The sequence below is a fragment of the Rhodococcus sp. NS-SX18 genome, assembly GCF_057367935.1.
Window position 1 is genome coordinate 5,086,869 of record NZ_CM170633.1, and the last position, 23,007, is coordinate 5,109,875.

20 protein-coding genes are annotated in these 23,007 nt (G+C 69.0%); 2 read left to right on the top strand and 18 right to left on the bottom strand.

Going from position 1 to position 23,007, the window contains the following annotated elements:
• The first annotated feature begins 2 nt into the window (after positions 1 to 2).
• A complete protein-coding gene (locus AC2IPW_RS23360; RefSeq protein ID WP_248957373.1) occupies positions 3 to 434 on the top strand; it encodes an acyl-CoA thioesterase in 432 nt (143 codons plus the stop codon).
• Between the two features lie 242 nt (positions 435 to 676).
• Positions 677 to 1,945, top strand: a complete 1,269-nt coding sequence (locus AC2IPW_RS23365) for a cytochrome P450 (RefSeq protein WP_003938445.1) — start codon at positions 677 to 679, stop codon at positions 1,943 to 1,945.
• A 107-nt stretch (positions 1,946 to 2,052) separates the two neighbouring features.
• Here AC2IPW_RS23365 and AC2IPW_RS23370 read toward each other — a convergent pair whose 3' ends face one another.
• The 18 genes from AC2IPW_RS23370 to AC2IPW_RS23455 all read right to left on the bottom strand — a co-directional run bounded on the left by AC2IPW_RS23370 (position 2,053) and on the right by AC2IPW_RS23455 (position 22,982).
• Positions 2,053 to 3,297 (bottom strand): cytochrome P450, encoded by a 1,245-nt coding sequence (locus AC2IPW_RS23370; protein WP_450121655.1) that lies wholly within the window; start codon positions 3,295 to 3,297, stop codon positions 2,053 to 2,055.
• A 43-nt stretch (positions 3,298 to 3,340) separates the two neighbouring features.
• Complete coding sequence (locus AC2IPW_RS23375) at positions 3,341 to 4,174, bottom strand: mycofactocin-coupled SDR family oxidoreductase (protein WP_054374256.1); 834 nt, start codon at positions 4,172 to 4,174, stop codon at positions 3,341 to 3,343.
• 226 nt (positions 4,175 to 4,400) lie between these two features.
• Positions 4,401 to 6,077: an FAD-dependent oxidoreductase gene (locus AC2IPW_RS23380; RefSeq protein ID WP_486375805.1), complete on the bottom strand. Its 1,677-nt coding sequence runs from the start codon at positions 6,075 to 6,077 to the stop codon at positions 4,401 to 4,403.
• A 22-nt stretch (positions 6,078 to 6,099) separates the two neighbouring features.
• Positions 6,100 to 6,627: a nuclear transport factor 2 family protein gene (locus AC2IPW_RS23385; RefSeq protein ID WP_054374260.1), complete on the bottom strand. Its 528-nt coding sequence runs from the start codon at positions 6,625 to 6,627 to the stop codon at positions 6,100 to 6,102.
• A gap of 41 nt (positions 6,628 to 6,668) precedes the next feature.
• On the bottom strand, positions 6,669 to 7,496 hold the full coding sequence (locus AC2IPW_RS23390; RefSeq protein ID WP_486375806.1) for a mycofactocin-coupled SDR family oxidoreductase: 828 nt from the start codon (positions 7,494 to 7,496) through the stop codon (positions 6,669 to 6,671).
• A 227-nt stretch (positions 7,497 to 7,723) separates the two neighbouring features.
• Entirely contained in the window at positions 7,724 to 8,998 is a 1,275-nt protein-coding gene (locus tag AC2IPW_RS23395) for a cytochrome P450 (protein WP_486375807.1), read from the bottom strand.
• Positions 8,995 to 10,071 carry an LLM class flavin-dependent oxidoreductase gene (locus AC2IPW_RS23400; protein WP_486375808.1) on the bottom strand — a complete coding sequence of 359 codons (1,077 nt, stop codon included), beginning with the start codon at positions 10,069 to 10,071 and terminating at the stop codon, positions 8,995 to 8,997. Before AC2IPW_RS23400 ends, AC2IPW_RS23395 begins: the two co-directional genes overlap by 4 nt.
• Entirely contained in the window at positions 10,056 to 11,726 is a 1,671-nt protein-coding gene (locus AC2IPW_RS23405) for an AMP-binding protein (protein ID WP_486375809.1), read from the bottom strand. The genes AC2IPW_RS23400 and AC2IPW_RS23405 overlap by 16 nt, the downstream gene beginning before the upstream one ends.
• Positions 11,723 to 13,204, bottom strand: coding sequence for an aldehyde dehydrogenase family protein (locus tag AC2IPW_RS23410; protein WP_486375810.1), 1,482 nt, complete (start codon positions 13,202 to 13,204; stop codon positions 11,723 to 11,725). The genes AC2IPW_RS23405 and AC2IPW_RS23410 overlap by 4 nt, the downstream gene beginning before the upstream one ends.
• Positions 13,201 to 13,521, bottom strand: a complete 321-nt coding sequence (locus AC2IPW_RS23415; RefSeq protein ID WP_486375811.1) for an AtuA-related protein — start codon at positions 13,519 to 13,521, stop codon at positions 13,201 to 13,203. The genes AC2IPW_RS23410 and AC2IPW_RS23415 overlap by 4 nt, the downstream gene beginning before the upstream one ends.
• Positions 13,518 to 14,840 carry an acyclic terpene utilization AtuA family protein gene (locus tag AC2IPW_RS23420; protein WP_486375812.1) on the bottom strand — a complete coding sequence of 441 codons (1,323 nt, stop codon included), beginning with the start codon at positions 14,838 to 14,840 and terminating at the stop codon, positions 13,518 to 13,520. The genes AC2IPW_RS23415 and AC2IPW_RS23420 overlap by 4 nt, the downstream gene beginning before the upstream one ends.
• Before the next feature lie 123 nt (positions 14,841 to 14,963).
• Entirely contained in the window at positions 14,964 to 16,175 is a 1,212-nt protein-coding gene (locus tag AC2IPW_RS23425) for a CaiB/BaiF CoA transferase family protein (RefSeq protein WP_486375813.1), read from the bottom strand.
• Positions 16,176 to 16,248: 73 nt separating this feature from the next.
• Complete coding sequence (locus tag AC2IPW_RS23430) at positions 16,249 to 17,730, bottom strand: aldehyde dehydrogenase family protein (RefSeq protein WP_486375814.1); 1,482 nt, start codon at positions 17,728 to 17,730, stop codon at positions 16,249 to 16,251.
• A gap of 1 nt (position 17,731) precedes the next feature.
• The gene (locus AC2IPW_RS23435) at positions 17,732 to 18,199 is read right to left on the bottom strand and encodes a MaoC family dehydratase (RefSeq protein ID WP_003938466.1); all 468 of its coding nucleotides are present in this window, start codon (positions 18,197 to 18,199) and stop codon (positions 17,732 to 17,734) included.
• Positions 18,199 to 19,089 carry an HpcH/HpaI aldolase/citrate lyase family protein gene (locus AC2IPW_RS23440; RefSeq protein WP_003938467.1) on the bottom strand — a complete coding sequence of 297 codons (891 nt, stop codon included), beginning with the start codon at positions 19,087 to 19,089 and terminating at the stop codon, positions 18,199 to 18,201. The genes AC2IPW_RS23435 and AC2IPW_RS23440 overlap by 1 nt, the downstream gene beginning before the upstream one ends.
• Positions 19,090 to 19,098: 9 nt before the next feature.
• Positions 19,099 to 20,265, bottom strand: coding sequence for an acyl-CoA dehydrogenase family protein (locus tag AC2IPW_RS23445; RefSeq protein WP_003938468.1), 1,167 nt, complete (start codon positions 20,263 to 20,265; stop codon positions 19,099 to 19,101).
• Between the two features lie 21 nt (positions 20,266 to 20,286).
• Positions 20,287 to 21,957: an AMP-binding protein gene (locus tag AC2IPW_RS23450; protein ID WP_003938469.1), complete on the bottom strand. Its 1,671-nt coding sequence runs from the start codon at positions 21,955 to 21,957 to the stop codon at positions 20,287 to 20,289.
• Complete coding sequence (locus AC2IPW_RS23455; RefSeq protein ID WP_003938470.1) at positions 21,957 to 22,982, bottom strand: LLM class flavin-dependent oxidoreductase; 1,026 nt, start codon at positions 22,980 to 22,982, stop codon at positions 21,957 to 21,959. Before AC2IPW_RS23455 ends, AC2IPW_RS23450 begins: the two co-directional genes overlap by 1 nt.
• Positions 22,983 to 23,007 lie beyond the last annotated feature (25 nt).

Sequence of the window (23,007 nt, forward strand, 5' to 3'; positions counted from 1 at the left end):
ACATGACCACCGCCACCACCGCCGTCACCCAGCAGCGCTTCCAGCTCGCCTACGGCGACTGCGACGCCGTCGGCATCTCGTACTTCGCGATCAACTACCCGTGGATGGAACGGACGTACAGCGTCTGGCTGCACTCGTTCGGCCTCGACAGCCACACGATGCTCGACACCATCGGCGTCTACACCGTGGGCCTGAAGTCGGAGTGCCAGTACCTCACCAGCTGCGAGGTGTTCGACGAACTGACCTGCACGGTCGTCCTCGACCACCTCGGTACCACGTCGTACGCGCTCGGATTCGACTTCCAGCGCGGCGACGAACTCGTCGCGCACGGCAAGATCACGTTCGCCGTGCGAGGCGCGGACGGGAAGAAGGCGCAGATTCCCGAGCGACTGCTCGCCGCCCTCCACACGCTGGAGCCACCGAAATCGGCTTGATCACCGTCGCTTCCGGAAACGGGCGTCCACTCCTCAGGGGTGGGCGCCCGTTCCCGTCGAGAACCCGTTTCACCAAATCCATTGACATCATTCAGATCGTATTTATAGTTATCAGCACTTAGTGATCCGGATCACTTCCCCCCTCCGGCCCCAGACCCTCGGCGGAGCGGCACGACCCCGACCGGTGCCTGCCGGCACCGATCCTGCTCGACCCCTCGATTCGACGATCAGGAGATTCCAGAGTGACCGCAGTCGAACCCCGCCCCACCGCCCCCGACATCCTCTCCCCCGAGTTCCTCGCCGACCCCTACCCGTCCCACCGCGTACTGCGCGACCACTACCCCGCCCTGCGCCACGAAGCCACGGAGAGCTACCTCATCAGCCGGTACGCCGACTGCGCCGAGGCCTTCCGCAGCCCGAAGTTCTCCAGCCGCAACTACGAGTGGCAGCTCGAGCCCATCCACGGGCGCACCATCCTGCAGATGGAAGGTCGCGAGCACTCGACGCATCGCGCGCTGCTCAACCCGTTCTTCCGCGGCAACGGACTCGAGAAGTTCATGCCGGCCATCACGCACAACGCGGCCGACCTGATCGGCGGCATCGTCGCCCGCAACGCCGGCGAGCTGCTCGGCGAGGTGGCCGGACAGGGCGAGGCCGAACTCGTCTCCCAGTTCACCAGCCGATTCCCCATCAACGTCATGGTCGACATGCTGGGACTGCCCAAGAGCGACCACGAGCGGTTCCGCACCTGGTACTTCTCGATCATGGCCTACCTCAACAACCTGGCCGGAGACCCCGAGATCAACGCCGCCGCCGAACGTACCCACGTCGAGCTGCGCGAGTACATGCTGCCGATCATCCGCGAACGACGCTCCGGCGACGGCGACGACCTGCTCTCGCGCCTGTGCCGCGCGGAGGTCGACGGCGAGCAGATGTCCGACGAGGAGATCAAGGCCTTCGTCAGCCTGCTCCTCGTCGCCGGTGGTGAGACGACGGACAAGGCGATCGCCAGCATGATCCGCAATCTCATCGACCACCCCGACCAGATGCGGGCCGTCCGCGAGGACCGCAGTCTCGCCGACCGCGTCATCGCCGAGACGCTGCGCTACTCCGGACCTGTCCACATGATCATGCGCCAGACCGAGGACGAGGTGCAGATCGAGGACTCGACCATTCCCGCGGGGGCGACGTGCATCATGATGCTCGCGGCCGCCAACCGCGACGAGCGTCATTTCTCGAACCCGGACGAGTTCGACATCTTCCGAACCGATCTCAACGTCGATCGAGCCTTCAGCGGTGCGGCCAACCACGTGCAGTTCATCCTCGGCCGGCACTTCTGCGTGGGTTCGATGCTCGCGAAGACGGAGATGACCATCGCGCTGAACCTCGTGCTCGACACGATGGACTCGATCGAGTACCAGGACGGCTTCGTCCCGCGCGAGGAAGGCCTGTACACGCGCAGCATCCCGGAGCTCCGCGTGAAGTTCGAACCGACGGGCGCCCTCGGCTGAGACCGGACACCCCGAGCACAGCCCTCGGCGAGATCCGCGAAACGGCCGGTCGTCCGCGTAAGCGAATACTTACGCGGACGACCGGGACCGTCGCGGATCGGAAGTCCTTACTGCAGGGTGTAGTCCGTCAGTACCCGCCGGCCCGGCGTGAAGGTGGCCGGGATGCGCTGGTAGCCGGTGTTCACGCCCTGTCGCGGGTAGGGCTGCAGCGCGTCGTAGTCGACCTCGTAGTCCGGCATCCGTTCGAGCACCTGGCTGATCAGCGCGTGCGACATGTAGCGGCCGAGATGCGAACCGGCGCAACGGTGCACACCGATACCGAAGGCGGTGTGCCGGTTGGGCCATCGTTCGATGTCGATCTCGTCGGGCTTGTCGAACAGCTCCGTGTCCCGATTGGCGGAAGCCCAGGACAGCAGCACCCGGTCACCCTTGCGCATGGGGCAGCCGTGGAACTCGACGTCGTGTGTCACGGTGCGGGCGAGCGCCTGGGTCGGCGAGAAGTACCGCAGGAACTCCTCGATGGCGTGATCGAGGAGATCGGGATGGTCGGCCAGGCGCTGCCGCACGTCCTTGTGGCGGCTGAGCCAGACCAGCGAGTTGCTCACCAGGGAGGCGGTGGTGCCTACGCCACCGGAGATGAGCAGGTCGACGATCGCGAAGACGTCGTGATCGTTCATCGGGCTGCCGTCGACCTCCTGCTGGACGAGGTAGCTGATGATGTCGTCCTCCGGGGCCGCGCGTCGTTCCGCGATGGTCTGCTCGATGCGGCCGGCGAGGTACGGGAAGTCGACCTCGACCGCATGGGTGTGTTCGGGGGTACCGGGGATCCCGGCGAGCACCTGGAAGTGGGCATTGGAATAGCGGCGCCACTCCGAGACGTCGAGGCCGAGCCACTCGACCGTGACGATGGAGGGCACCCCGATGACCGACGTCAGGTCGCACTCGCCGCTCTCGATCACGCTGTCGATGAAGCCCGCGACGTGCCGGTCGATCGTGGGCTTCATCTTCTCGACGGCGGCCGGCGCACTGACCGGGTTGACGATCCTGCGGTACTTGCGGAACTCCGGCGGATCGAGTTCGATCGGAATGTGGTCGTGGTGCGGGGTTTTCGGGATCACCACGGACAGCCCCTCGCCGCCGTACTCGCTGCGCGCGGAAGAGAACGTCTCGTCGTCGCGGGCGGCGTCGAAGACCGAGCTGTAGTCGGAGAGCACCCAGTAGCCGCCGTGGGCGGGAGTCCAGCCGATCTTGACGGTTTCCCGGATCTTCCGGTACGACTCGGCCGGGTCGGCCGAGTGCTCGGGCGAGTTGTGGTCGAAGTGGACGACCGGGCAGCGGACGGGGCTTTCCATCGTGCGTTCCTTCCGAGTCGGGATTCGGCGGCGAGCCGGAGGTCTAGGTCTTGGCGAGCAGTCCGGCGTCGATGGGCAGCACCACGCCGGTCACGTAGCGGGCCTCGTCCGAGGCCAGCCAGACCAGGGCGTTGCTGATGTCGACGGGCTCGACCCAGGGGACGTCGAGCTCGTTGCGCCGGCGGCAGTGGTCGACGATGTCCGCCTGCGTAGGCGATTCGAGGTCGGGACGGTAGATCCGGTACATGGCGTCGTTCTCGATCATATCCGTGCGGACGGTGCCGGGGTTGAGGGTGTTGACCCGGATACCGTGCTCCCCCAGCTCGTTGGAGAGGGTGCGCATGAGGCTGACGACCCCGCCCTTGCTGGCGGCGTAGTGCCCCAGATTGCGACTCGCCCGGATCGCCGCGACGGAACTGGTGAGTACGATCGCGCCGCCGGTGCCCTGCTCGATCATGCGGGGGACGACCGCCCGCACGGTGTGGAAGACCCCGGTGAGGTTGACGTCGATGACGTTCTGCCACTCCTCGTCGCTGAGGTGCCAGGTGGGGGTGAAGCTCACGATGCCGGCGTTGGCGCTGACGATGTCGATGTGCCCGAACTCGTCGACGGCGTCGGAGACGAGCAGGTCGAGGGCCGCTTGGTCGCGCACGTCGACGACGCGGGACAGGCAGCGACGGCCCGCGGCCTCGACGAGACGGCGGGTCTCGGCGAGGTCGTCGGGGGTGGCGAGCGGGTAGGCGACCGTGTCGATGTCCTTGCAGGAGTCGAGGATCACGACGTCGGCGCCTTCCTCCGCGAGGCGGACGGCATTCGAACGCCCCTGCCCCCGTGCGGCGCCCGTGACCAGCGCGACCTTCCCGGTTACTCGACCCATTTCCGATCTCCTCTTCTGCTCGAATTGTGACGAAGAGCACCTTAATGCTTATCATCATTATTAGCTAGCGCGCCCACTAGGTCCGAAGGTCCCCGATCGTCGGACACCTACGTCCCGCGCCGGAACAGATTCCGGACCCGCGCGCACAACAGTCAGACGCAACAGCAATTGCTGTCGCGTCTGACCGGGAACTGCGCGGGTGTTCGGCGGGTCCGCCCGCCGAATGTCACACCGTCGTCGGCTCCATCAGGATGCCGTCGGATTCGGGCGGGGATCCGGCCGCCCGCGCCGCGGCCCGGCCCGCCCGGTAGCCGAACACCAGTGCCGGACCGAGCGTTCCGCCGGCTCCGCCGTACACCATCCCGGTGGGGGCCGCCATGACGTTGCCCGCGGCGAACAGTCCGGGGATGACGCGATCGTCGACATCGAGGACCGCGCCGTCGGCGTCGGTGCGCGGGCCGCCCTTCGTGCCGAGCGTGCTGCTGTGGATCTGCACCGCGTAGAAGGGCCCCCGCGCGACCGGTCCCAGGGTGGATTCCACGCCCGGGTACTTGTCCTTGTCACCGACGAACCCGTCGTACACGCTCTCCCCGCGGTGGTACTCGCTGTCGTGGCCCCGGCGCACGTCCTCGTTCCAGTGGGCCACCGTCGACTCGAGCGCGTCCGCGGGGACCTCGATCCGCCGCGCGAGATCGGCGAGGGTGTCGGCACGCACCACCCACTCGGGCACTTCCGTACCCGGCGCGGCCCCGAACGCCCCGTACTTCTCGACATGGTCGGCGTCGAAGATCAGCCAGCAGGGCTGGTTCGGATAGTCGAAGTCGTGGGCGTCGAGATGATGGAACGCGCCGCCGAGGGCGTTGTAGTTGGTCGCCTCGTTGGTGAACCGGCGTCCGTGCCGGTTCACCATGATCGAATGCGGCGCCGTCCGCTCCCGGTGCACGAGCTGAACCGCCTGCGCACCGTTCGCCCGTTGCCCGGGCAGCACCGCGACCGGAGCCCACCAAGCCTCGCGCATATTGCCGAGCTGCGCGCCCACACGCATCGCCATGCGCAGACCGTCCCCGGTGCACGTGGGGACCGTGGCCGGGTGCGCCAGCGGCCCACGCAGGAAGTCGCGCCGCAGACGCTCGTCCCATTCGAAGCCGCCGGTGGCGAGGACGACGCCGTGCTCGGCGCGCACGTCGTGCAGACCGCCCCGCCCCTCGAACCGCACACCCGTGACGCGGCCGGACTCGTCCTGGATCAGCCGCACGCCGCGCTCGCCGGTGTGCACCGCGACGCCCTCGTCGAGACAGCCCTGGAGCAGGGCCGCGACCATGCCACGCCCCAGACCCTCGACACGGTCGCGCTCACGCTGCTCCCGTACATCGGACGGAAGGTGCCCGGTGCCGCCGCCGATGGGGGTCTCCGCAACCGTCATCCGGCGCGGGACCCCGACGAGCTTGTCCTCCCATCGACCGAGGTCGATGAAGCTGAACAATTCGGGCTCCAGCGAGCGTCCGCCCTCCGGCATGCCGCCCGGCCGCTCGGGGTGGTAGTCGGGATACCCGGCGACGAGGCGCATCTTCAGCGGTGTGGTGTCGAGCCAGTCCAGCAGTTCGGGAACCGTGTCGACGAAGGCCTCGGCGAGTTCGGGCAGGATCATCCCGTGCGACAACGACTCGAGATAGGCGAGGGCCCCCTCGCGCGAGTCGGCGATCCCCGCGTCCCGCGCGTACCGATTGTTCGGCAACCACGCCACGGCGCTCGACAAGCACGTGGTGCCGCCGAGCAGCTCGCCCTTCTCGAACACACCCACCCGGGCTCCGCTCCGGGCAGCCGACAACGCGGCGCACAGTCCGGCGGCGCCGCTGCCGAGCACGACGACGTCGTACCCGTCTGTTTCTTCGTTGTGTTGCATCGCAATCCCTCTCTCGGGTGGTTCAGTCGACGACGGCGGACGGACTCGGCCGGCGCCGTCCGTCCTGCTCGGCGGGACGCGGGGCCTCGGGTGCTGTCGCAGCTGTGAGAACAGTCCCGTAGGCGGTGGTGGGTGTCGCGTACCGGACCTCGAGCCGGCGTTCACCGAAGTACCAGCGGTCGTCCCGTCGGACGTAGCGATCGTGGTACCGGAGGGCGAGGATGCTCTGCACGCCCGCCTGGGCGAACTCGACGTGGCAGGGCACGACGCCGCGTGCTGTGTCCTCGCCGGTGAAGTCCACCGTGCCGGGGTGCGGGGTGTGCACGCTGAGGCCGTCGTAGCCGTCGAGCGCGGACTGCACGTAGGCGACGATCGCGTCCCGGCCGCGCAGCGTCTCGGTGAGACCGCAGAATGCGGCGTCGGGCGCGTACAGGGCGGCCAGCGTCGCCATGTCGTGGTCGTCGACTGCCAGCGCGTACCGCGCCGCCAGCTCCCGGATCTCGAGGACGTCCGCCGTCCGTCGCGGGTGGCGGTCCCGGGGGTCGTGCATGCCGGATCCTTCCGTCGCGGAGTGCATGTCGGGTCCTGCCCCTACTTCACCAGTGCGCCGGCGTCGATCGGCATCGTGATGCCGGTGACGTAGCGGGACTGGGTTCCGGCGAGGAACAGGACGGCGTTGCTGACGTCGTCGGGCTGCACGAACGGGACGTCGAGGGCGTGCATGCCGTGCAGCAGGGGTTCGACCTGTTCACGGGTGGGCTGCGCCTCGTCCGGCAGGAACAGTTTGTAGATCGCATCGTTGAGCAGCATCCGGGTTTCCACGTTGGTCGGCAGGACCGCATTGACGCGGATGCCCTCGGGGCCGAGTTCGTTGGCGAGGCTGCGCATCACGCCCAGCACGCCGTGCTTGGCAGCCGCATAGTGGACGTTGTTCGGCAGCCCCTTGAGTCCCGCGATGGAACTGATCAGCACGATGCTGCCGCCACGGCCGCCCGCTCGCAGGTGCGGGACGGAGGCCTTCACCGTGTTCCACACGCCGGTGAGGTTGATGTCGATCATGTCGCGCCAGATCTCGTCGGTGAGATCCTCGACCGGATAGCTACCGGCGATCCCCGCGTTGGCGACGACGACGTCGAGGCGCCCGAACCGCTCGACGCCCGCCGCCACAGCCTTTGCGACCGCTGCCGAATCCCGCACGTCCGCTTCGGAGGCGACGATCTGCCTCCCCTCGGCCTGCACCAGTCGGACCGTCTCGTCGAGGTCCGCCCGGGTGGCCATGTCGTACGGGGCACCTTGCACCGGCGCGCACAGGTCGAGTGCGATGATGTCGGCGCCCTCCCGGGCGAGGCGCACCGCGTGGTTGCGTCCCTGCCCCCTCGCCGCACCGGTGACGAATGCAACCATGCCGTCGAATCCCACGGTGTAAGCCTTTCCCTCGGTGTTCGGTTCGCATCCCGGACGGCCTGGTCGTGACCTACCGGCGGCGATCACCGGTGGCGCACTGCGCCGGGACTGCGCGAAGACAGCAGCGGAAGAAATCTGTGCATATGATTATGCTCACACCGTACCCCGGGGCGTCAACGGCAGAGCCCGGAAAGTTTGCCGGCCGGAGCGACCACTTCGGCCGACAGTCGAGCGCCGTTCCCTCAGTTGCGATTTCGCAGATCGTCCGCAGTGCGGGCCTCGCGGCGCCGGCCCGGGGTGAAACGCGCGGGGATGCGCTTCCACCCAGGATTGACCGCCTGGTGCGGGAACGGCACCACCTCGTCGTGCAGGATCTCGTAATCCGGCATGCGGACCAGGATCTGGCCGAGCAGCTCGAGCGACAGGGCGCGGGCGATGTGTGCGCCCGCGCATCGGTGCACACCCATCCCGAACGCCGTGTGCCGGTTCGGCCACCGCTCGATGTCCACGGTGTCCGGGTCCTCGAACGCCTTCGGGTCGCGGTTCGCCGACGCCCAGCCGAGGAGCACGCGGTCGCCCGTGCGGAAGTCGTGCCCGCGGAACTCCACGTCCCGGGTGACGGTGCGGGCCAGCGCCTGCGTGGGCGAGAAGACCCGAAGGAATTCCTCGATCGCGCGCGGCAGCTTCTCCGGATGCGCGGCCAGAGTGCGGCGCAGGTCGTGGTGGCGGTCGAGGTACATGAGCGTCTGGCTGACGAGGGAAGCGGTGGTGCCCACGCCGCCGGAGACGAGCAGCTCGGCGATGGCGAACACCTCGTCGTCCGTGACCGGCCGGCCGTCCACCTCCGAGCCCACGAGACGACTGAGCACGTCCTCCCGCGGAGAGGTGCGCCGCTCGGCGATCGCGGCACGCAATTGTGATTCCATCCAAGGAAACTCGACGGCGATCGCGTGCTCGAACTCCGGTGTTCCCGGTCGGTCCGACAGCGCGGCGTGATGCGCGTGCGCGTACCGTTCCCAGTCCTCGGGAGGCAGACCGAGCCAGTCGATCGTCACCACCGCGGGAACACCGATGACGGTTGCGAAGTCGCACTCGCCGTCCTCGATCACCTCGTCGAGGAACCGCGTCGTGTACTTCTCGATCACCGGCCGCAGGTGCTCGACCGCCGCCGGGGCGGTGAGAGGGTTGATCAGCTTGCGGTACTTCCGATGTTCCGGAGGGTCGAGTTCGACCGGGATGTGGTGGTTCACCGGCGTCTTGGGGATGACGGTGGCCAGGCCCTCGCCCCCGTAGGGGCACCGCGCGGACGAGAAGACCTGATCCTCGCGGGCGGCCTCGAAGACGCCCTCGTAGTCGGTGAGTACCCAGAAGCCCCCGTGCCGGGTGGACCGGATCACCGGTCCCGCTTCCCGCAACCGCCGGTAGGAGGCGACCGTGTCCTCGGCGTGCGACGCCGAGTTGTGGTCGAAGTCGAGTACCGGACAACGTGGTTCGAGGCCGCGATCGTCGTCCGTCATCGTGCTTCTCCTGTCGGGCCGGGGTGCGGGACCGCCGAGTGGTCCATCACGGCACGGGCGTCGACCGGCACGATCTCGCGCATACCGGGAACGATGCCCCGGCCGAGATCGTCGAGGTACGCGACGACGTCGTCGGCCGTCATGTCCGGCCACTGGGCCCGGACGATCACCGGATCGACGGGCACCTGAGTCGCGAGCGTGCGCAACTGGTCGAGACAGTCGTCGGCGGTGCCGATGATCGCCTCCTTCGCGGCGACCTGCCGGAACCTGTCGGTGAGAGCGCCGGCATCGCGTGTGGCCAGTTCTCGCTGGGCGTAGGCCAGGAGACGGTCCCGTGCCATGAATTCGAAGCGCCGGAACGCTTCTTCGGTGGTGGCGCCGGGAACGATCTCGCGGCGCAGCGGATGCCGCGCGACCGGGGGCCGCCCGTGTCTGCGCCGGGCCGCCGCGTACACGCCGAACATGCGATGCATGTCCTCGGTCTGTGTCTCCGGTGTCACCGGCCACGCGTCCCCGAGCCGTGCGGACCGTCGGACACCCGAATCCCTCAGCGCGCCGATCCAGATCGGCGGATGCGGGTCCTGCCAGGGGCGGATGTGGGTCTTCACGCCGTCGAGCCGCCAGAACTTGCCGTGGAAATCGACCTCGTCCTGCGTCCACATCATCCGCACGATCTGCAGCGCCTCGTCCATCATGGCGAACCGCTGGTCGAAGTCGACACCGAAGGCGGTGAACTCCTCACGCCGGTACCCCGCGCCGGCGCCGACGATGAGATTGCCGCGGGTGAGGATGTCGAGGGTGGCGAGTTCCTCGGCGAGTGCGACCGGATGGAACAGCGGTACCTGCACCACCATCGTGCCGATCTTCACGCCCGGGTCCAGTTCGGCCGCGATCCGGGCGAGCGTGGGGATCGGCTGCAGCCAGCGCAGGTTGCCGTAGATGTAATGGTGGCCCATCACGATGTAGCGCACACCGTTGCGTTGCGCCGCCTCGACCTGTCGCAGGAGTCCGTCGAGATGTTCGCGCGGCGACAGCGTGGTGTGCACGTCGCCGAGGATCACACCCAGGTCCATGTCTTCCTCGCTTCCGCAGGCGGCTCGAGAAGCCAGTTCCGCAGCTTCGCCTTGGCGACCTTGTTCAAGGTGGCGCGCGGGAACTCCGGCACCAGATGGATCTGACGGGGCCGTTTGAAGTCGGACAGCAGTTCGGCACACACCCGGTCGATCTCGGCGGGCAGGTCGCCGGGCGCGGCACCGTCCGCGATCACGAACGCGACCGGGACGTCGCCGAGCATGCGGTCCGGTTTCGCCACGACGGCGACCTCCCGGACCCCCGGCACGGTGGCGACCACGCGTTCGACCTCGGCGGCGGCGACGTTCTCCCCACCGACCTTGAGCATGTCCTTGGACCGCTCGACGAACCAGAACTGTCCGGACCGGTCCTGGCGCACCCGGTCGCCGGTGCGGAACCACCCGTCGGTGGTGAAGGCCGCGCGGGTGGCGTCGTCGTCGTGGAGATAGCCCGCGAACAGGGACACCCCCGGTGTACCCCGCACCCACAGCTCCCCCACCGTGCCCGGTTCCACGGGACGACCGTCGGCGCCGACGACGGCGACGGCGTATTCGGGCGCCGCACGTCCCATCGTCCCGTCGGAGTCGGGATGCGCCAGTTCGCTGACGACGGGGTGCGAGACGGTTTCCGTCATGCCGAACCAGCCCGTCGTGCGGATTCCGCCGGCCACCGACCGCTGGGCCGCGCTGCCCGACCAGTGCCGGTAGGTGTGGTCGGGCGGGACCGGTGTGCCGGCCAGGGCGCGGAGCATGAACGACACCACCGACGCCCACGTGCACCGGTGCCGGAGGGAGACGTCCCAGAAACGCGACGCGGAGAACTTCGGCGTCAGCACCGCGGTGGCGCCGGCCCACAGCAGTCCCAGGAAGGAGTACCCCAGGGCATTGGTGTGGAACAGCGGCAGGGTGATCAGCCCGACGTCGGTCCCGCGCAGACCGGCGTGGGCGGAATTGACCTGTGCGGCCCACAGGCAGTTGGCGTGTGTCCAGACCACGGCCTTCGGTCGCGCCGTCGTCCCGGAGGTGTACTGGATGCTCGCGGGTGCGAGCGGATCGATGGACACCGGTGCCGGCGCCGCCCCGGCTCCGCAGAGCTCGCCCAGAGCACAGGTCGTCCCGGTCGGCGCCGGGCACACCGCGGACGGGACGGCGAGACTGTCGGTGCCGCCGGACGCGGCGATCCACTCGAGCCCGGGCATGGCGTCCCGAGCGGTCTCCGCCAGACCGGTTCCGGCCAGCGCGGCGCGGGGGGCACAGTGCCGGTCGTAGTAGGCGAGTTCGTCGACGCTGCTGCGGGTGTTGAGGCACACCGCCACCGCTCCGGCCGACACGATCGCTGCCCATCCGACGAGGAAGTCGGGGCAGTTGTCCATCAGCAGCACCACCCGGTCGCCGGGTGCGATGCCGCGTGCCTGCAGTCCGGCCGCGAGCCGATCGACCGCGGCGCCGAATTCCGCGTAGGTCCAGCGCTGCGCCCCGGCGCCGGTATGCGGCTCCCAGACGAGGAAGGTCTTGTCCCGCCGGTCGGTGCGCCACCGGTCGAGCAACCACGGCACCGTGCGGTCGCCGGTGTACGCGCCCGTTGCGCTGCCGGTCGGCAGGCCGTCGAGGATCGGGTATGCGGGCGCCTGCGGGGTCGTCGGCGATTCGGGCGTCATGCCGGCACCTGCCAGTTCAGGTGCTTGACGCGGAAGAACTCGAGGAATCCGTCCTCGCCCATCTCGACGCCGGTGCCACTGCGTTTCGATCCGCCCCACGGCACGTCGGCCCGCATCGGGCCGCCGCCGTTGATCGCGACGGTGCCGGTGTCGAGGCGTCGAGCCACGGCCACCGCCTCCGCGTGGTCACCGAAGACGCTCGCGTTGAGCCCGTACGGCGAGTCGTTGGCGATGGCCACGGCCTCGTCGACATCCCGGTACGGCAGGACCACCGCGACGGGGGCGAACAGTTCCTCCCGGGAGATCTCGGCCGAATTGTCCACGCCCGTCACCAGGGTGGGTGGCAGGAACCAGCCCTTGCCCACCGGCCGCTCGCCACTGACCGCGATGCGGCCCCCGGCGGCGACGGTGCGGTCGAGGCAGCCCAGCACGCGGGCGAGGTGCTCGGCGGAGATCAGCGGACCCACCTCGGTGCGCTCGTCGGACGGGTCGCCGGTCGGCACCCGTTCCTCGATGAATCCGGCGGCCTGATCCAGGAATTCGTCGATCCGATCGTGTGGCACGAGAATGCGCGTGGTGGCACCGCAGCCCTGGCCCGCGTTGCGGCAGAACCGCAGGATCGACGGCCCCACGGCGGTGGCCAGGTCCGCCGACGGGAGCAGGATGTTGGGGGACTTGCCACCGAGCTCGAGGACGACCTTCTTGTGGGTGGCCGCGGCCTGCGCCATCACGGTCGCGCCGACGGCGGAGGATCCGGTGAAGCTCACCATGTCGATGCCGGGGTGCGTGGTAAGCACTTCACCCACGTCCGCTCCGCCCGGCACCAGATTCAGCACACCCGGCGGCAGACCGGCCTCGGCGGCGAGATGCACGAAGGCCAGCGCGGACAGTGTGCCCCGCGGCGAGGGCAGCAGCACGACGCTGCAGCCGGCGGCGAGCGCGGGTGCCACCTTCCACGAGATCATGTTCAGCGGGTAGTTGTACGGGACGATCGCCGACACCACCCCGATCGGTTCGCGCAGCAGCAGGCTCTCGGACGAGACGGCACCGCGGATGCCGGGCAGCCGCTCCTGGTAACCGCCGCGGGGACCGCGCAGCGCCGCGTCGGCGAACCACCGGAAGTTGATCGCCGGCTGCGCCACCTGCAGGGTGCGGGCCAGACCGACGGGCGATCCGACCTCCCGCACGACCAGCTCGGTGAGCTGATCGGCGTGCTCGTCGATCAGATCCGCCAGCCGTCTCAGGACACCGGCGCGCTGCTCGGGGGAGGCGGCCCGCCATTCCCCGGCGTCGAAGCTGCGCCGGGCGGCCGTGATCGCGCTGTCGGTCTGTTCCCGGTCGGCGCCCGTCCACCGGGCCAGCGCCTCCTCGGTGGCGGGATCGACCGACTCGAACGCCGCACCCCGCCCGCTCTCCCATCCGCCACCGACGTGCACGGACGGACCCTGGGACGCGCGGGCGAACAGATCGCCGATCATCGCTTCTCCTCGCGCCAGGGTACATCGATGTCGAGAATCAGGGACTGGTAAGACTTTCCGTGCGGATCCACCCGCAGGGACTTGGAGACACCACCCGCGAGCGCGCGGGTGAGGACGAAGTTCAGGCAGCAGTTCACCGGAATCTCGTAGCGGATCACCTCACCCTGGACGAGATCACCGAAGGCTCTCGCGACGACGTCCTCGGTGAGCACCGACCGGAGCCACTCGTAGTCGGCGTCGTCGTGCGGGAACACACAGATGTTGCTGGTGTCGCCCTTGTCGCCGGAGCGGCTGTACGCGACGTCACGAAGTTTCATGCGGTGGTCACCTCCACGGACAGGGGGACATCGCTGCGGGGCAGCAGCGCGGGGGTCACGACGATGGTCGGGACGACCGAGGTCACCACCCCGCCTCCGCCCGCGGGACCGAAGTACAGGTATTCGACCTCGTACGCGGCGGCCTTGGCGACGTCGGGATCGAGCGCACGTGCCGCGAGCCGCAGCCGGACCTCGGCCGGCTCGCCGCCGGCGATGCGATCACCGAAGAGGGTGTTCACGCCGTGCAGCTCGATCCGCAGCTCGTCGATCTGCGCCCGGATCGGTTCGAGGCGCCGGCGCACGATCTCCTCGGCACGGCGGGCGCGGTCGACGCAGCCCGGGCCGCCGTAGGAGATCTCGGCGACGGCCTTGTAGCCGAGGTCGACGCCGACGAGCACCTTGAGGGTGTCGGGGCGGGCGGAGCCGCGGGCGCCGGACAGGCGCACCCGGTCGGGTCCGGCCTGTTCGATCCGGACGTCGCTGAAATCGGCGGTCACGTCGGGCGTGAGATAGCGCGTGGGATCGTGGATCTCGTAGTAGAGCTGCGTGCGGGTGGTGCGCAGGTCGACGGCCCCGCCGGTGCCGTCGAGCTTGGTGACGATCAGCTCGTCGTCGTCGATCTCGGCGAGGGGGAAACTCAGGTTGTGGGGATCGGGGACGACCCGGTAGGGCGGGTCCTCGAAGTTGCCGCCGGTGCTGTGGACGCCGCACTCGAGCAGGTGCCCGGCGAGGGTCGCGGTGCCGACGCGGTCCCAGTCGTCGAGCGCCCATCCGAGCTCGTGGCAGATCGGCCCCACGAACAGGGAGGGGTCGGCGATCCGGCCGCCGAGCACGATCTGGGCGTCCTGCTGCAGGCAGTCGACGACGGGGTCGGCCCCGATGTAGGCGTTGGCGGAGACGATCCGGTCGGCGACGGCCCGGGTGGTGGTGTCGAGTTCGGGGAGTGCGACGTCGGCTTCCGTGACGGCCGCCCGCACGTCGTCGCCGCGGATGATGCCGATCCGGGTCCCTCCGAGCCCCAGGGCGCGGAGGTTCGCGGCGAATTCGGCTGCGGCGGCGTCGGGATTGGCGGCACCGAAGTTGCCGACGACGCGGCCTCCCGATTCGAGGAAGCGGCGCAGGATCGGCACCAGGGCGGAGATGCGCTCGTCCTGCCCGGTCGACGGATCGCGCAGGCGGCGGATCTGGGCCAGGGCCATGGTGCGTTCGGCCAGGCAGTCGAAACCCATGTACTGCACCCGGCCGCTGTCGGCCATGGCAGCCGCCGTCTCGAGGCGGTCGTTGGCGTAGGCCGACCCCGAACCGATACTCAGATGCATTGCTACCTCGTCTCGTTGCGTGCGTCGGCGAATCCGGAGCGCGCGTGTGACCGGAATCCGCGCACGCTGTGTCGTGAGCGGATTCCGGTTCACCGCATCGATGTCGAACCGGGACGGCGGCTCTCAGGGCCGGCCGATCACCCCCGCCTCGGCGAGCGCCGCGAGCTGGTCCCCGGTGAGCCCGAGCCGGTCCGAGAGCACCTCGGCGGTGTGCTCACCGATGGTGGGCACCCCGTCGTAGTCGGGGCCGTCGTAGCTGCCGAGGTGCAGCACCGGTCCCGGCATCAGCACGCCCTTCATGATCTCGTTGCCCGTGATCTCGACGAGGGTGCGTTCCTGGAAGTGCGGGTCGGCGACGACGTCCGCAGCATCGTTCACCGGCGCGCTGACGACCTCGAACTTCTCCAGGGTCTCGAGCACGCTCGCCCGCGGCATCGAGCCGACCCATTCCTTCACTATCGCCTGCACCTCGTCGTTGTGCTCGAGACGCGCGGCGTTGGTGGCGTAGCGGGGATCCTCGATGATCTCGGGCCGTCCCATCGCGGCGAACAGCCGCTTGGCGATGCCCTGGTTGGACGCCGCGATGGACAGGAAGCGCCCGTCCTGGGCCTCGTAGATGCCGCGTGGCGACGCCGCACCGGTCGCGTTGCCGATGCGCTGCTGGATCTCCCCGAGCGCGGTGTAGCGCAGGAACATGTCGCCGATGATGAACATCAGCGGCTCGTACAGCGCGACGTCCACGACGTCGCCCTGCCCGGTGCGTTCCCGCTTGTACAGCGACATCGCCACGCCCATCGCGGCGGACAGCCCGGCGATGGAATCGGCGAACCCGAACGGCGGGGAGGTCGGCGGCGAGTCCGGCCAGCCGTTGACGTGGGCGAACCCGCTGGCCGTCTCGGCGACGGTGCCGAAGCCCGGCAGGCTCCGGTTGGGCCCGGTCTGCCCGAACCCGGACACCCGGGCCAGCACCAACCCCGGATTGTCCGCGCTCAGCACGTCGTAGCCCAGGCCCCACTCCTCGAGCCGGCCGGGACGGAACGACTCGACGACGACGTCGACCTCGGCCGCGAGCCGGCGCACCAGGTCGCGGCCTTCCGGCGAACGCAGGTCGATGCCGAGGGACTTCTTGCCGGCGTTGAGCCGGGAGAAGCCCAGCGACAGCCCCTCCTTCTGCGGAACCCACTGGCGTGCGAAGTCGCCGGTCGTCGGATCCTCGACCTTGACCACCTCGGCACCGAAGTCGCGGAGCATGCGCCCCGCGGTGGGGGCGGCATACATGGTGCCGAGTTCGAGCACCTTGACGCCCGCGAGCGGGCCCGCAGCGGATGCGTTCATCGTCGTCTCTCCTAGCCTTGTCGTCCGATTCGGCCCGGCCGAATGCGATACTGCCGAATGCCCTGCCGGCGAATCAGATCCGCCACTGGATGTGCTTGACCTCAAGGTACTCGCGCATCCCCCACTCGCCGAGTTCACGGCCGACGCCCGAGCGTCCGTAGCCGCCGAACGGGGCGTCCGGGCGCATGGCGCCACCGCCGTTGATCCACACCGTTCCGGCCCGGATCTTCTCGGCCACGCGGCGCGCCTCGACCGGGTCGTCGCACCAGACGTTCGCGGCGAGACCGAAGGGGGTGTCGTTGGCGAGGCGGATGGCCTCCTCGGTGTCCTTGAACGGCAGGATCACCGCGACGGGGCCGAAGATCTCCTCCTGCACCGCACGCGCATTGTGCGGAAGGTTGCCGAGCAGAACCGGATTGACGAACCAGCCCTTCTCCGGCAGCGGCTTGGTCACCTCGAGCAGCTTCTTGCCGCCCTCGGCCGCCGCGCCGTCGATGAAGCCCTGCACGCGGTTCTGGTGGTCGGGCCGGATCATCGGGCCGATGTTCGTCGCACGGTCCCAGGGGTCGCCGACGACCATCTGGTCGAAAGCCGACGCACCGGCCTCGAAGAACTCGTCGTAGACCGAGTCGTGCACCAGCAGCCGGGCGAGGGCCGCGCAGCCCTGCCCGCCGTTGCGGGACCAGCGCAGGTGCATCTCGACGGCGATCTTCTGCACGTCGACACCGGGCAGCACGATGTTCGGCGACTTGCCGCCGAGCTCGAGGGTCACCCCGGCCAGGTTCGCCGCGGCCTGCTCCATGATCTTGGCGCCCACCCCGTCGGAACCGGTGAAGGACACCCGGTCCACGCCGGGATGCGAGGACAGCCGCTGTCCGACGTCCGCGCCGCCGATGACGACGTTCATCACGCCCGGCGGCAGGCCGGCCTCGCGGATGAGATCGCCCAGGAACAGGGTGGTCAGCGGGGTACGCGGGGACGGCAGCAGCACCACGGTGCAGCCGGCGGCGAGCGCTGCGCCGAACTTGAAGATGGCCAGGTTCAGCGGGTAGTTGTAGCCGGTGATCGCGGCGACGACACCCACCGGCTCGTACACGACGTCGCTCATCGTCGGCACCGGCTTGTCGTACTCGCCGAGATGGACGGTGCGGTCGGTCTTCGCCGCCTCGGCCGCCCACCGCAGGTGCTCGTCGACGGCCATCTTGACCTGCAGGTACTCGGCGAGCGAGACCGGCGTGCCGACCTCGTTGACGATCGAGGGCAGCAGCCGGTCGGCGGCCTTCTCGAGCACGTCGGCGAAGCGGTGGATGTGGCGGGAGCGCTCCTCGCCGCTCAGGGCCGACCACGCCGGGAAGGCGGCGCGGGCGGCGGCGACGGCGTCGTCGACCTGGTCGGTGGAGGCGCCGCCGACGGTGGCGATGACCTCCTCGGTGGCCGGGTTGTAGACGTCCCACGTCTCACCGGCGGGCTCGACCTCCCGGTCGCCGATCAGCAGGGTCCGGGTCTCGGGAACCCAGTCCTTCAAGGGGAATTCGGTTTCGGGCGCTGCAGTCATCTCAGGCACCTTCCTCGGTGGTGGGGCGCTTGGCCATCAGGCCGACGCGCTCGAGCAGGCAGACGAGTTCGTCGCGCTGGTTGAAGCCGCGGTGTTCGAACCACACGATGCCGCTGTCGGTGCGGCTCTCGGATTCACGCTTCTTCAGGATGGTGGTCTCGGCGCGCAGGGTGTCGCCGTGGAAGACCGGATTCGGGAACTTGACCTTGTCGTAGCCGAGGTTCCCGAGGGTGGTCCCCATGGTCAGCTCGGGAACGTGGAACGCGCCGATGAGCGCGACGGTGAACAGGCTGTTCACCACCCGCTGCTTATGGATCGTCGTCTTGCAGAACTCCTCGTCGAGGTGCAGCGGCTGGATGTTCATCGTCAGCGAGGTGAACATCACGTTGTCCATCTCGGTGACGGTGCGGGTCATCGAGTGCTTGTAGTGCTTCCCGACCTCGAACTCCTCGAAGTACAGACCGCGCATCACCGTTCACCTCTCCGTAGGATCGCCTCGGCTCGGTCGAGCCATTGAATTGCCTTGTCGTAGTGGGCCTTGTCGATGTGCAGGCCGCGGTACCGCAGCGCGCCGACGCCCTCCGCCTCCGCCTTCTCGTAGGCCTCGGCGAGTCCGCGGTAGAACTCCAGATCCTGCTCCGACGGGCTGAACACGTCGTTGACGGTGGCCACGTGGGAGGGGTGGATGGCGATCATCCCGCGGAACCCGAGCTGGCGGCCGCGCACCGCGAACTCGCGCAGCCCGTCCAGGTTCTCGAGATCCTCCCACAGGCCGGTCAGGGCGTGGATGCCGGCCTCCCGGCAGGCCAGCAGCACCCGGCTGCGCAGGTAGAGCGTCTCCTGCCCCTCCGGGGTCCACTCGTAGCCGACCTCGCGGGCGATGTCGGCGTGCTCGGCGGACGGACCGATCATCGCCCCGACGCGCGGCGACGCGGTGGCCACCTCGAGGCAGTTGTGGATGGCGCGCACCGTCTCGACCGGGACGATGTACTCGAGCCCGTCGACGCCGTTTCGCAGCTCGAAGTGGTCGAGCAGGGCGTCGTAGCGCAGGACGTCGGTGGCCTGCTCGATCTTGGGGGCGAAGATTCCGGTCAGTCCGGGCACCACGACCGCCTCGAGATCGGCGCCGGTCAGCCGGGTGGCGAGCGGATTGACCCGCACGAACAACCCGACTTCCCGGTTCGTTTCACGCACGCGGGCGATGGATTCGGCGACGGTCGCGCGGGCCGCCGCCTTCTCCGCGGCGGGCACCGAGTCCTCGAGGTCGAGCACCACGCAGTCGGCGCCGGCGGCGATCGCCTTGTCCACCCACTTCGGGCGGTGCCCCGGGACGAACAGGATCGAACGATACGGCTGCACGTCGCCCTCCTAGTAGCTTCGCGGCAGGCCCAGCACGTGCTCGGCCGTGTAGTTGAGGACCATCTCCTGGCTGATCGGCGCGATCCGCATGAGGCGGGCCTCCCGGAAGTACCGCTCGACGTGGAACTCCTTGCCGTACCCGAAACCGCCGTGGGTCTGCAGGGCCACGTCCGCGGCGTAGAAGCCGGCCTCGGCGCACAGGAACTTCGCCGCGTTCGCCTCGCGGCCGCACGGCAGTCCCTGGTCGACCATCCACGTCGCCTTGTCCAGGACCGCCTCGGCGGCGTCGAGCCGGATGCGCGCCTCGGCGAGCTGGAACGCGATGCCCTGGTTCTGCCCGATGGGCCGGCCGAAGACCTCGCGCTGCTTGGCGTAGTCGACGCCGCGGCGCAGCGCCGCCTCACCGATACCGAGCGCGGCGTTCGCGGAGATGACCCGTTCGGCGTTGAGGCCGCCGAGGATCGTGCGGAAGCCGTGCCCGACCTCGCCGACGACGTCCTCGTCGGCGACGAACAACTCGTCGATGAACAGTTCGTTGGTGTCGACGGCGTTGCGGCCCATCTTGGGGATCGGCCGGATCTGCACCTTGCTGCGATCCATCTCCGCGAACATCAGCGTCATGCCGGCGGTGCGCTTGGCGTTCTCGTCGCGGGGGCTGGTGCGGCACAGCAGGAGCATGCGCTCGGCCTCCTGCGCCTTGGTGATCCACACCTTCTTGCCGGACACCAGCCACCCGCCGTCGACCTTCTTGGCGAAGGTGCGGATGTTGGTGGTGTCCGTGCCGGCGTCCGGCTCGGTGACGGCGAACGAGGTATGCAGCTCACCGGTGACGACGCGCGGCAGGTACTTGCGCTTCATCTCCTCGGAACCGTGGTGGATGATCGGCTCGAACCCGAAGATGCCGATGTGCACCGCGCTGCACCCGCCCATGCCGGCGCCGGACGCGGCGATCTCCCGCTCGACGATCGCGGCCTCGGTGACGCCGAGGCCGCCGCCGCCGTACTCCTCCGGGACGGTCAGGCCCATCCAGCCGCCCTCGGCCATGGCGTTGTAGAACTCCCACGGGAACTCGTGGGACTCGTCGTGCTCGGCCCAGTACTCGTCGGGGAACCGCTTGCACAGATCGCGGATCCCGCGCCGGATCTCCTCGTGCGTCTCGTTCTTGCTGTAGTCCATCTCGGTTGCCTTTCCCGGCCGTCAGACCGCAGGAACCGCGGTGCGGTCGCTGTCGGAGACCGCGGTGCGGTCGTAGGTGTCGGGGGTGATGCCCTCCTCGCGCAGGACCGCCTTGCGGACCTTCTCCGACGGCGTCTTCGGCAGTTCGCCGACGAATCGAAGGTAGCGCGGGATCGCGAAGGCCGGAATCCGGCCGTCGCACCAGGCCAGGATCTCCTCCGGGCCGACGTCACCGGTGCCCACCACCGTCGCGAGGACCTCGTCCTCACCGCCCTCGACGTCGGCGGGGACACCGATCACCGCGCACTCGACGACGGCCGGGTGGCCGAGGACCGCCTGCTCGATCTCGTAGGAGCTGATGTTCTCGCCGCGACGGCGCAACGCGTCCTTGTAGCGGTCGACGAAGTAGAACCAGCCGTCCTCGTCCTTCTTGAGGGCGTCGCCGGTGTGGAACCACAGGTTGCGCCACGCCTCGAGCGTCTTCTCGGGCATGTTGTAGTACCCCATGCTGCACGTCCACGGCTGCACCGGACGCACGACCAGCTCACCGACCTGGCCGACCTCGACCTCGCGGTCCGTCTCCGGGTCGACCAGGCGGATGTCGAACCACTCCGAGGCGGCGAGTCCCGCCGCGCCGGCCGGCCGGGGCACCCCGTAGGGCGCGACGATCGGTGCGCAGGTCTCCGTGAGCCCGAACGCGTCGACGAACGCCTCGATGCCGTAGCGCTTCTTGAAGTCGTCGACGATCGAGGACGCCGTGGGCGCCGCGTAGACGCAGCGCAGGCGGTTGTCCAGGTCGTTCTCGCGCGGCGGCTGCTTCCACGCGAAGTCCATCATGACGCCGACGAAGTTGGTGACGGTGACGTCGTCGTCGCGCACGTGGTCGATCCAGCGGCTCGCGCTGAACTTCGGCCGCACCACGGCCCGCGCCCCGGCGACCAGTGCGGGATAGACCGCCATGAACTGGGCGTTGCCGTGGAACAGCGGGGTGGTGGTGAGGTAGGTGTCCTCCCGGGTCAGCCGGGTGAAGCACACCACCTCCTGCGCGAAGAAGTACAACTGCGAGTTCGGCATGGCCACGCCCTTGGACGGGCCGGTGGTTCCGGAGGTGAAGAAGATCGCCCCGAGGTCCTGGGGCCGGGCCTGCGGCAGCTCCTGCACCGCACCCGATTCCAGCGTCTCCCACGCTTCGGCGTCCCATCCGTGGGCGCGCAGCAGTTCGACGGCGCGGTCCCGGCTTCCGGTGCCCGAGTCGATCACCCAGAACTTCTCGATGCCGCGCGCGTGCTCGGCGATCGTCACGAAGCGTTCGGCGTAGGTGTCGTCGACGACCGCCCACCGCGGCTCGACGGTCACCACCTGGTGACGGAGGAACTCACCCTCGTAGTTGGTGTTGATCGGCACCTCGACGAGCGCGCCGACGGCCGTGGCGAACCAGGAGCGCACGAGCTGGGACGAGTTCTGCGCCATGATGACGACGCGGTCGCCCTGCTGCGCACCGGCCCGGTACCAGGTGCTCGCGATCCGCTCGGCGGAGGAGAGCATCTCGGCGTAGGTGAAGCGCCGGTTCTCTTCCGGCGTGACGAGGAACTCCGAATCCGGCTGGGACGCAGCGTACGTGCGCAGCACGTGGTTGAGTGTCCACTCGTCCGGATCGGTGAAGGTCGGTTTCAGATCGGTGTAGGTCTGCATCAGGACAACTCCCGGTTCGCGGGGATCGCAGTGATCGACGGAACGATTTCCTTGCCGAGCCGGGCGATGGCCGCGATGGTCTCGTCCGCGTCCATCGTCGGCCACTGCGGACGCATCAGCAGCGGATCGACCGGCATGGTGGTCACCAGGTCGGTCAGCTGCGCGACGACCTGCTCGGGATCACCGACGACGGCGTGACTCGACACCGCCTTGGCGAACTCGTTCTCGAGGTCGGTGCCCTTCATGACGTCGAGGCCCTTGTTCGCGTAGGTGAGGTAGCGGCCTTGCGCCACCCGCGCGTATTCCTGCATCGCCTGCTCGCGGGTGTCGGCGACCAGCACGTTGCGCCGCAGCGGCTGGGGGCCGAATTCCTTGCCGCGTTCGGCGAAGAGATCACGGACGACCCGGAAGCGTTCGAGCACTTCCTCTTTCGGGGTCTCCGGGGGCGTCGCGTAGGCGTCACCGTACTTGCCGGCGCGGCGGACACCGCCCATCGCGTGCGCACCGATCCAGATCGGCGGGTGCGGATCCTGCACGGGGAACAGGTGCGGCTTGACGCCCTCGAGCTGGAAGTACTTGCCGTGGAAGGTGACCTCTTCTTCCGTCCACAGCTTCTTCATGATCTGCAGCGACTCGTCGAACCGCCCGGCGCGCTGCTTGAACGGGATACCGAGGTAGTCGAATTCCTCGGGCCGGTAGCCGAGCCCGGCACCGAAGATCAACCGGCCCTCGGTGACCACGTCGAGCGTGGCGATCTCCTCGGCCAGCATCACCGGGTGGTACAGCGGCGCGATCATGATCTGGGTGACGAGCTTGACGTTCGGCTCGACGTGCGCGGCGAGGCGGGCGAGCAGCGGGACGGGCTGCAGCCACCGCAGTTCCCCGTAGAGGAAGTGCTGACCGATCGCGATGTATGTGAAGCCGTTCTCCTGCGCCGCATCGACGATGCGCAGTACATCCTTGAACTGCTGTGCGGGGCTCACCGACTTCGGAACGTCGCTGAGCAGCAAGCCGACCTGAACCATGGTCCTGTCCTCCCGGTCGAAGTGG

Bases quoted from the DNA above. Each gene is read 5' to 3' on its own strand.
- AC2IPW_RS23360 (WP_248957373.1), top strand. From the start codon at position 3: ATGACCACCGCCACCACCGCCGTCACCCAGCAGCGCTTCCAGCTCGCC.
- AC2IPW_RS23370 (WP_450121655.1), bottom strand. From the start codon at position 3,297: ATGGAAAGCCCCGTCCGCTGCCCGGTCGTCCACTTCGACCACAACTCG.
- AC2IPW_RS23375 (WP_054374256.1), bottom strand. From the start codon at position 4,174: ATGGGTCGAGTAACCGGGAAGGTCGCGCTGGTCACGGGCGCCGCACGG.
- AC2IPW_RS23380 (WP_486375805.1), bottom strand. From the start codon at position 6,077: ATGCAACACAACGAAGAAACAGACGGGTACGACGTCGTCGTGCTCGGC.
- AC2IPW_RS23385 (WP_054374260.1), bottom strand. From the start codon at position 6,627: ATGCACGACCCCCGGGACCGCCACCCGCGACGGACGGCGGACGTCCTC.
- AC2IPW_RS23395 (WP_486375807.1), bottom strand. From the start codon at position 8,998: ATGACGGACGACGATCGCGGCCTCGAACCACGTTGTCCGGTACTCGAC.
- AC2IPW_RS23400 (WP_486375808.1), bottom strand. From the start codon at position 10,071: ATGGACCTGGGTGTGATCCTCGGCGACGTGCACACCACGCTGTCGCCG.
- AC2IPW_RS23405 (WP_486375809.1), bottom strand. From the start codon at position 11,726: ATGACGCCCGAATCGCCGACGACCCCGCAGGCGCCCGCATACCCGATC.
- AC2IPW_RS23410 (WP_486375810.1), bottom strand. From the start codon at position 13,204: ATGATCGGCGATCTGTTCGCCCGCGCGTCCCAGGGTCCGTCCGTGCAC.
- AC2IPW_RS23415 (WP_486375811.1), bottom strand. From the start codon at position 13,521: ATGAAACTTCGTGACGTCGCGTACAGCCGCTCCGGCGACAAGGGCGAC.
- AC2IPW_RS23420 (WP_486375812.1), bottom strand. From the start codon at position 14,840: ATGCATCTGAGTATCGGTTCGGGGTCGGCCTACGCCAACGACCGCCTC.
- AC2IPW_RS23425 (WP_486375813.1), bottom strand. From the start codon at position 16,175: ATGAACGCATCCGCTGCGGGCCCGCTCGCGGGCGTCAAGGTGCTCGAA.
- AC2IPW_RS23430 (WP_486375814.1), bottom strand. From the start codon at position 17,730: ATGACTGCAGCGCCCGAAACCGAATTCCCCTTGAAGGACTGGGTTCCC.
- AC2IPW_RS23435 (WP_003938466.1), bottom strand. From the start codon at position 18,199: ATGCGCGGTCTGTACTTCGAGGAGTTCGAGGTCGGGAAGCACTACAAG.
- AC2IPW_RS23445 (WP_003938468.1), bottom strand. From the start codon at position 20,265: ATGGACTACAGCAAGAACGAGACGCACGAGGAGATCCGGCGCGGGATC.
- AC2IPW_RS23450 (WP_003938469.1), bottom strand. From the start codon at position 21,957: ATGCAGACCTACACCGATCTGAAACCGACCTTCACCGATCCGGACGAG.
- AC2IPW_RS23455 (WP_003938470.1), bottom strand. From the start codon at position 22,982: ATGGTTCAGGTCGGCTTGCTGCTCAGCGACGTTCCGAAGTCGGTGAGC.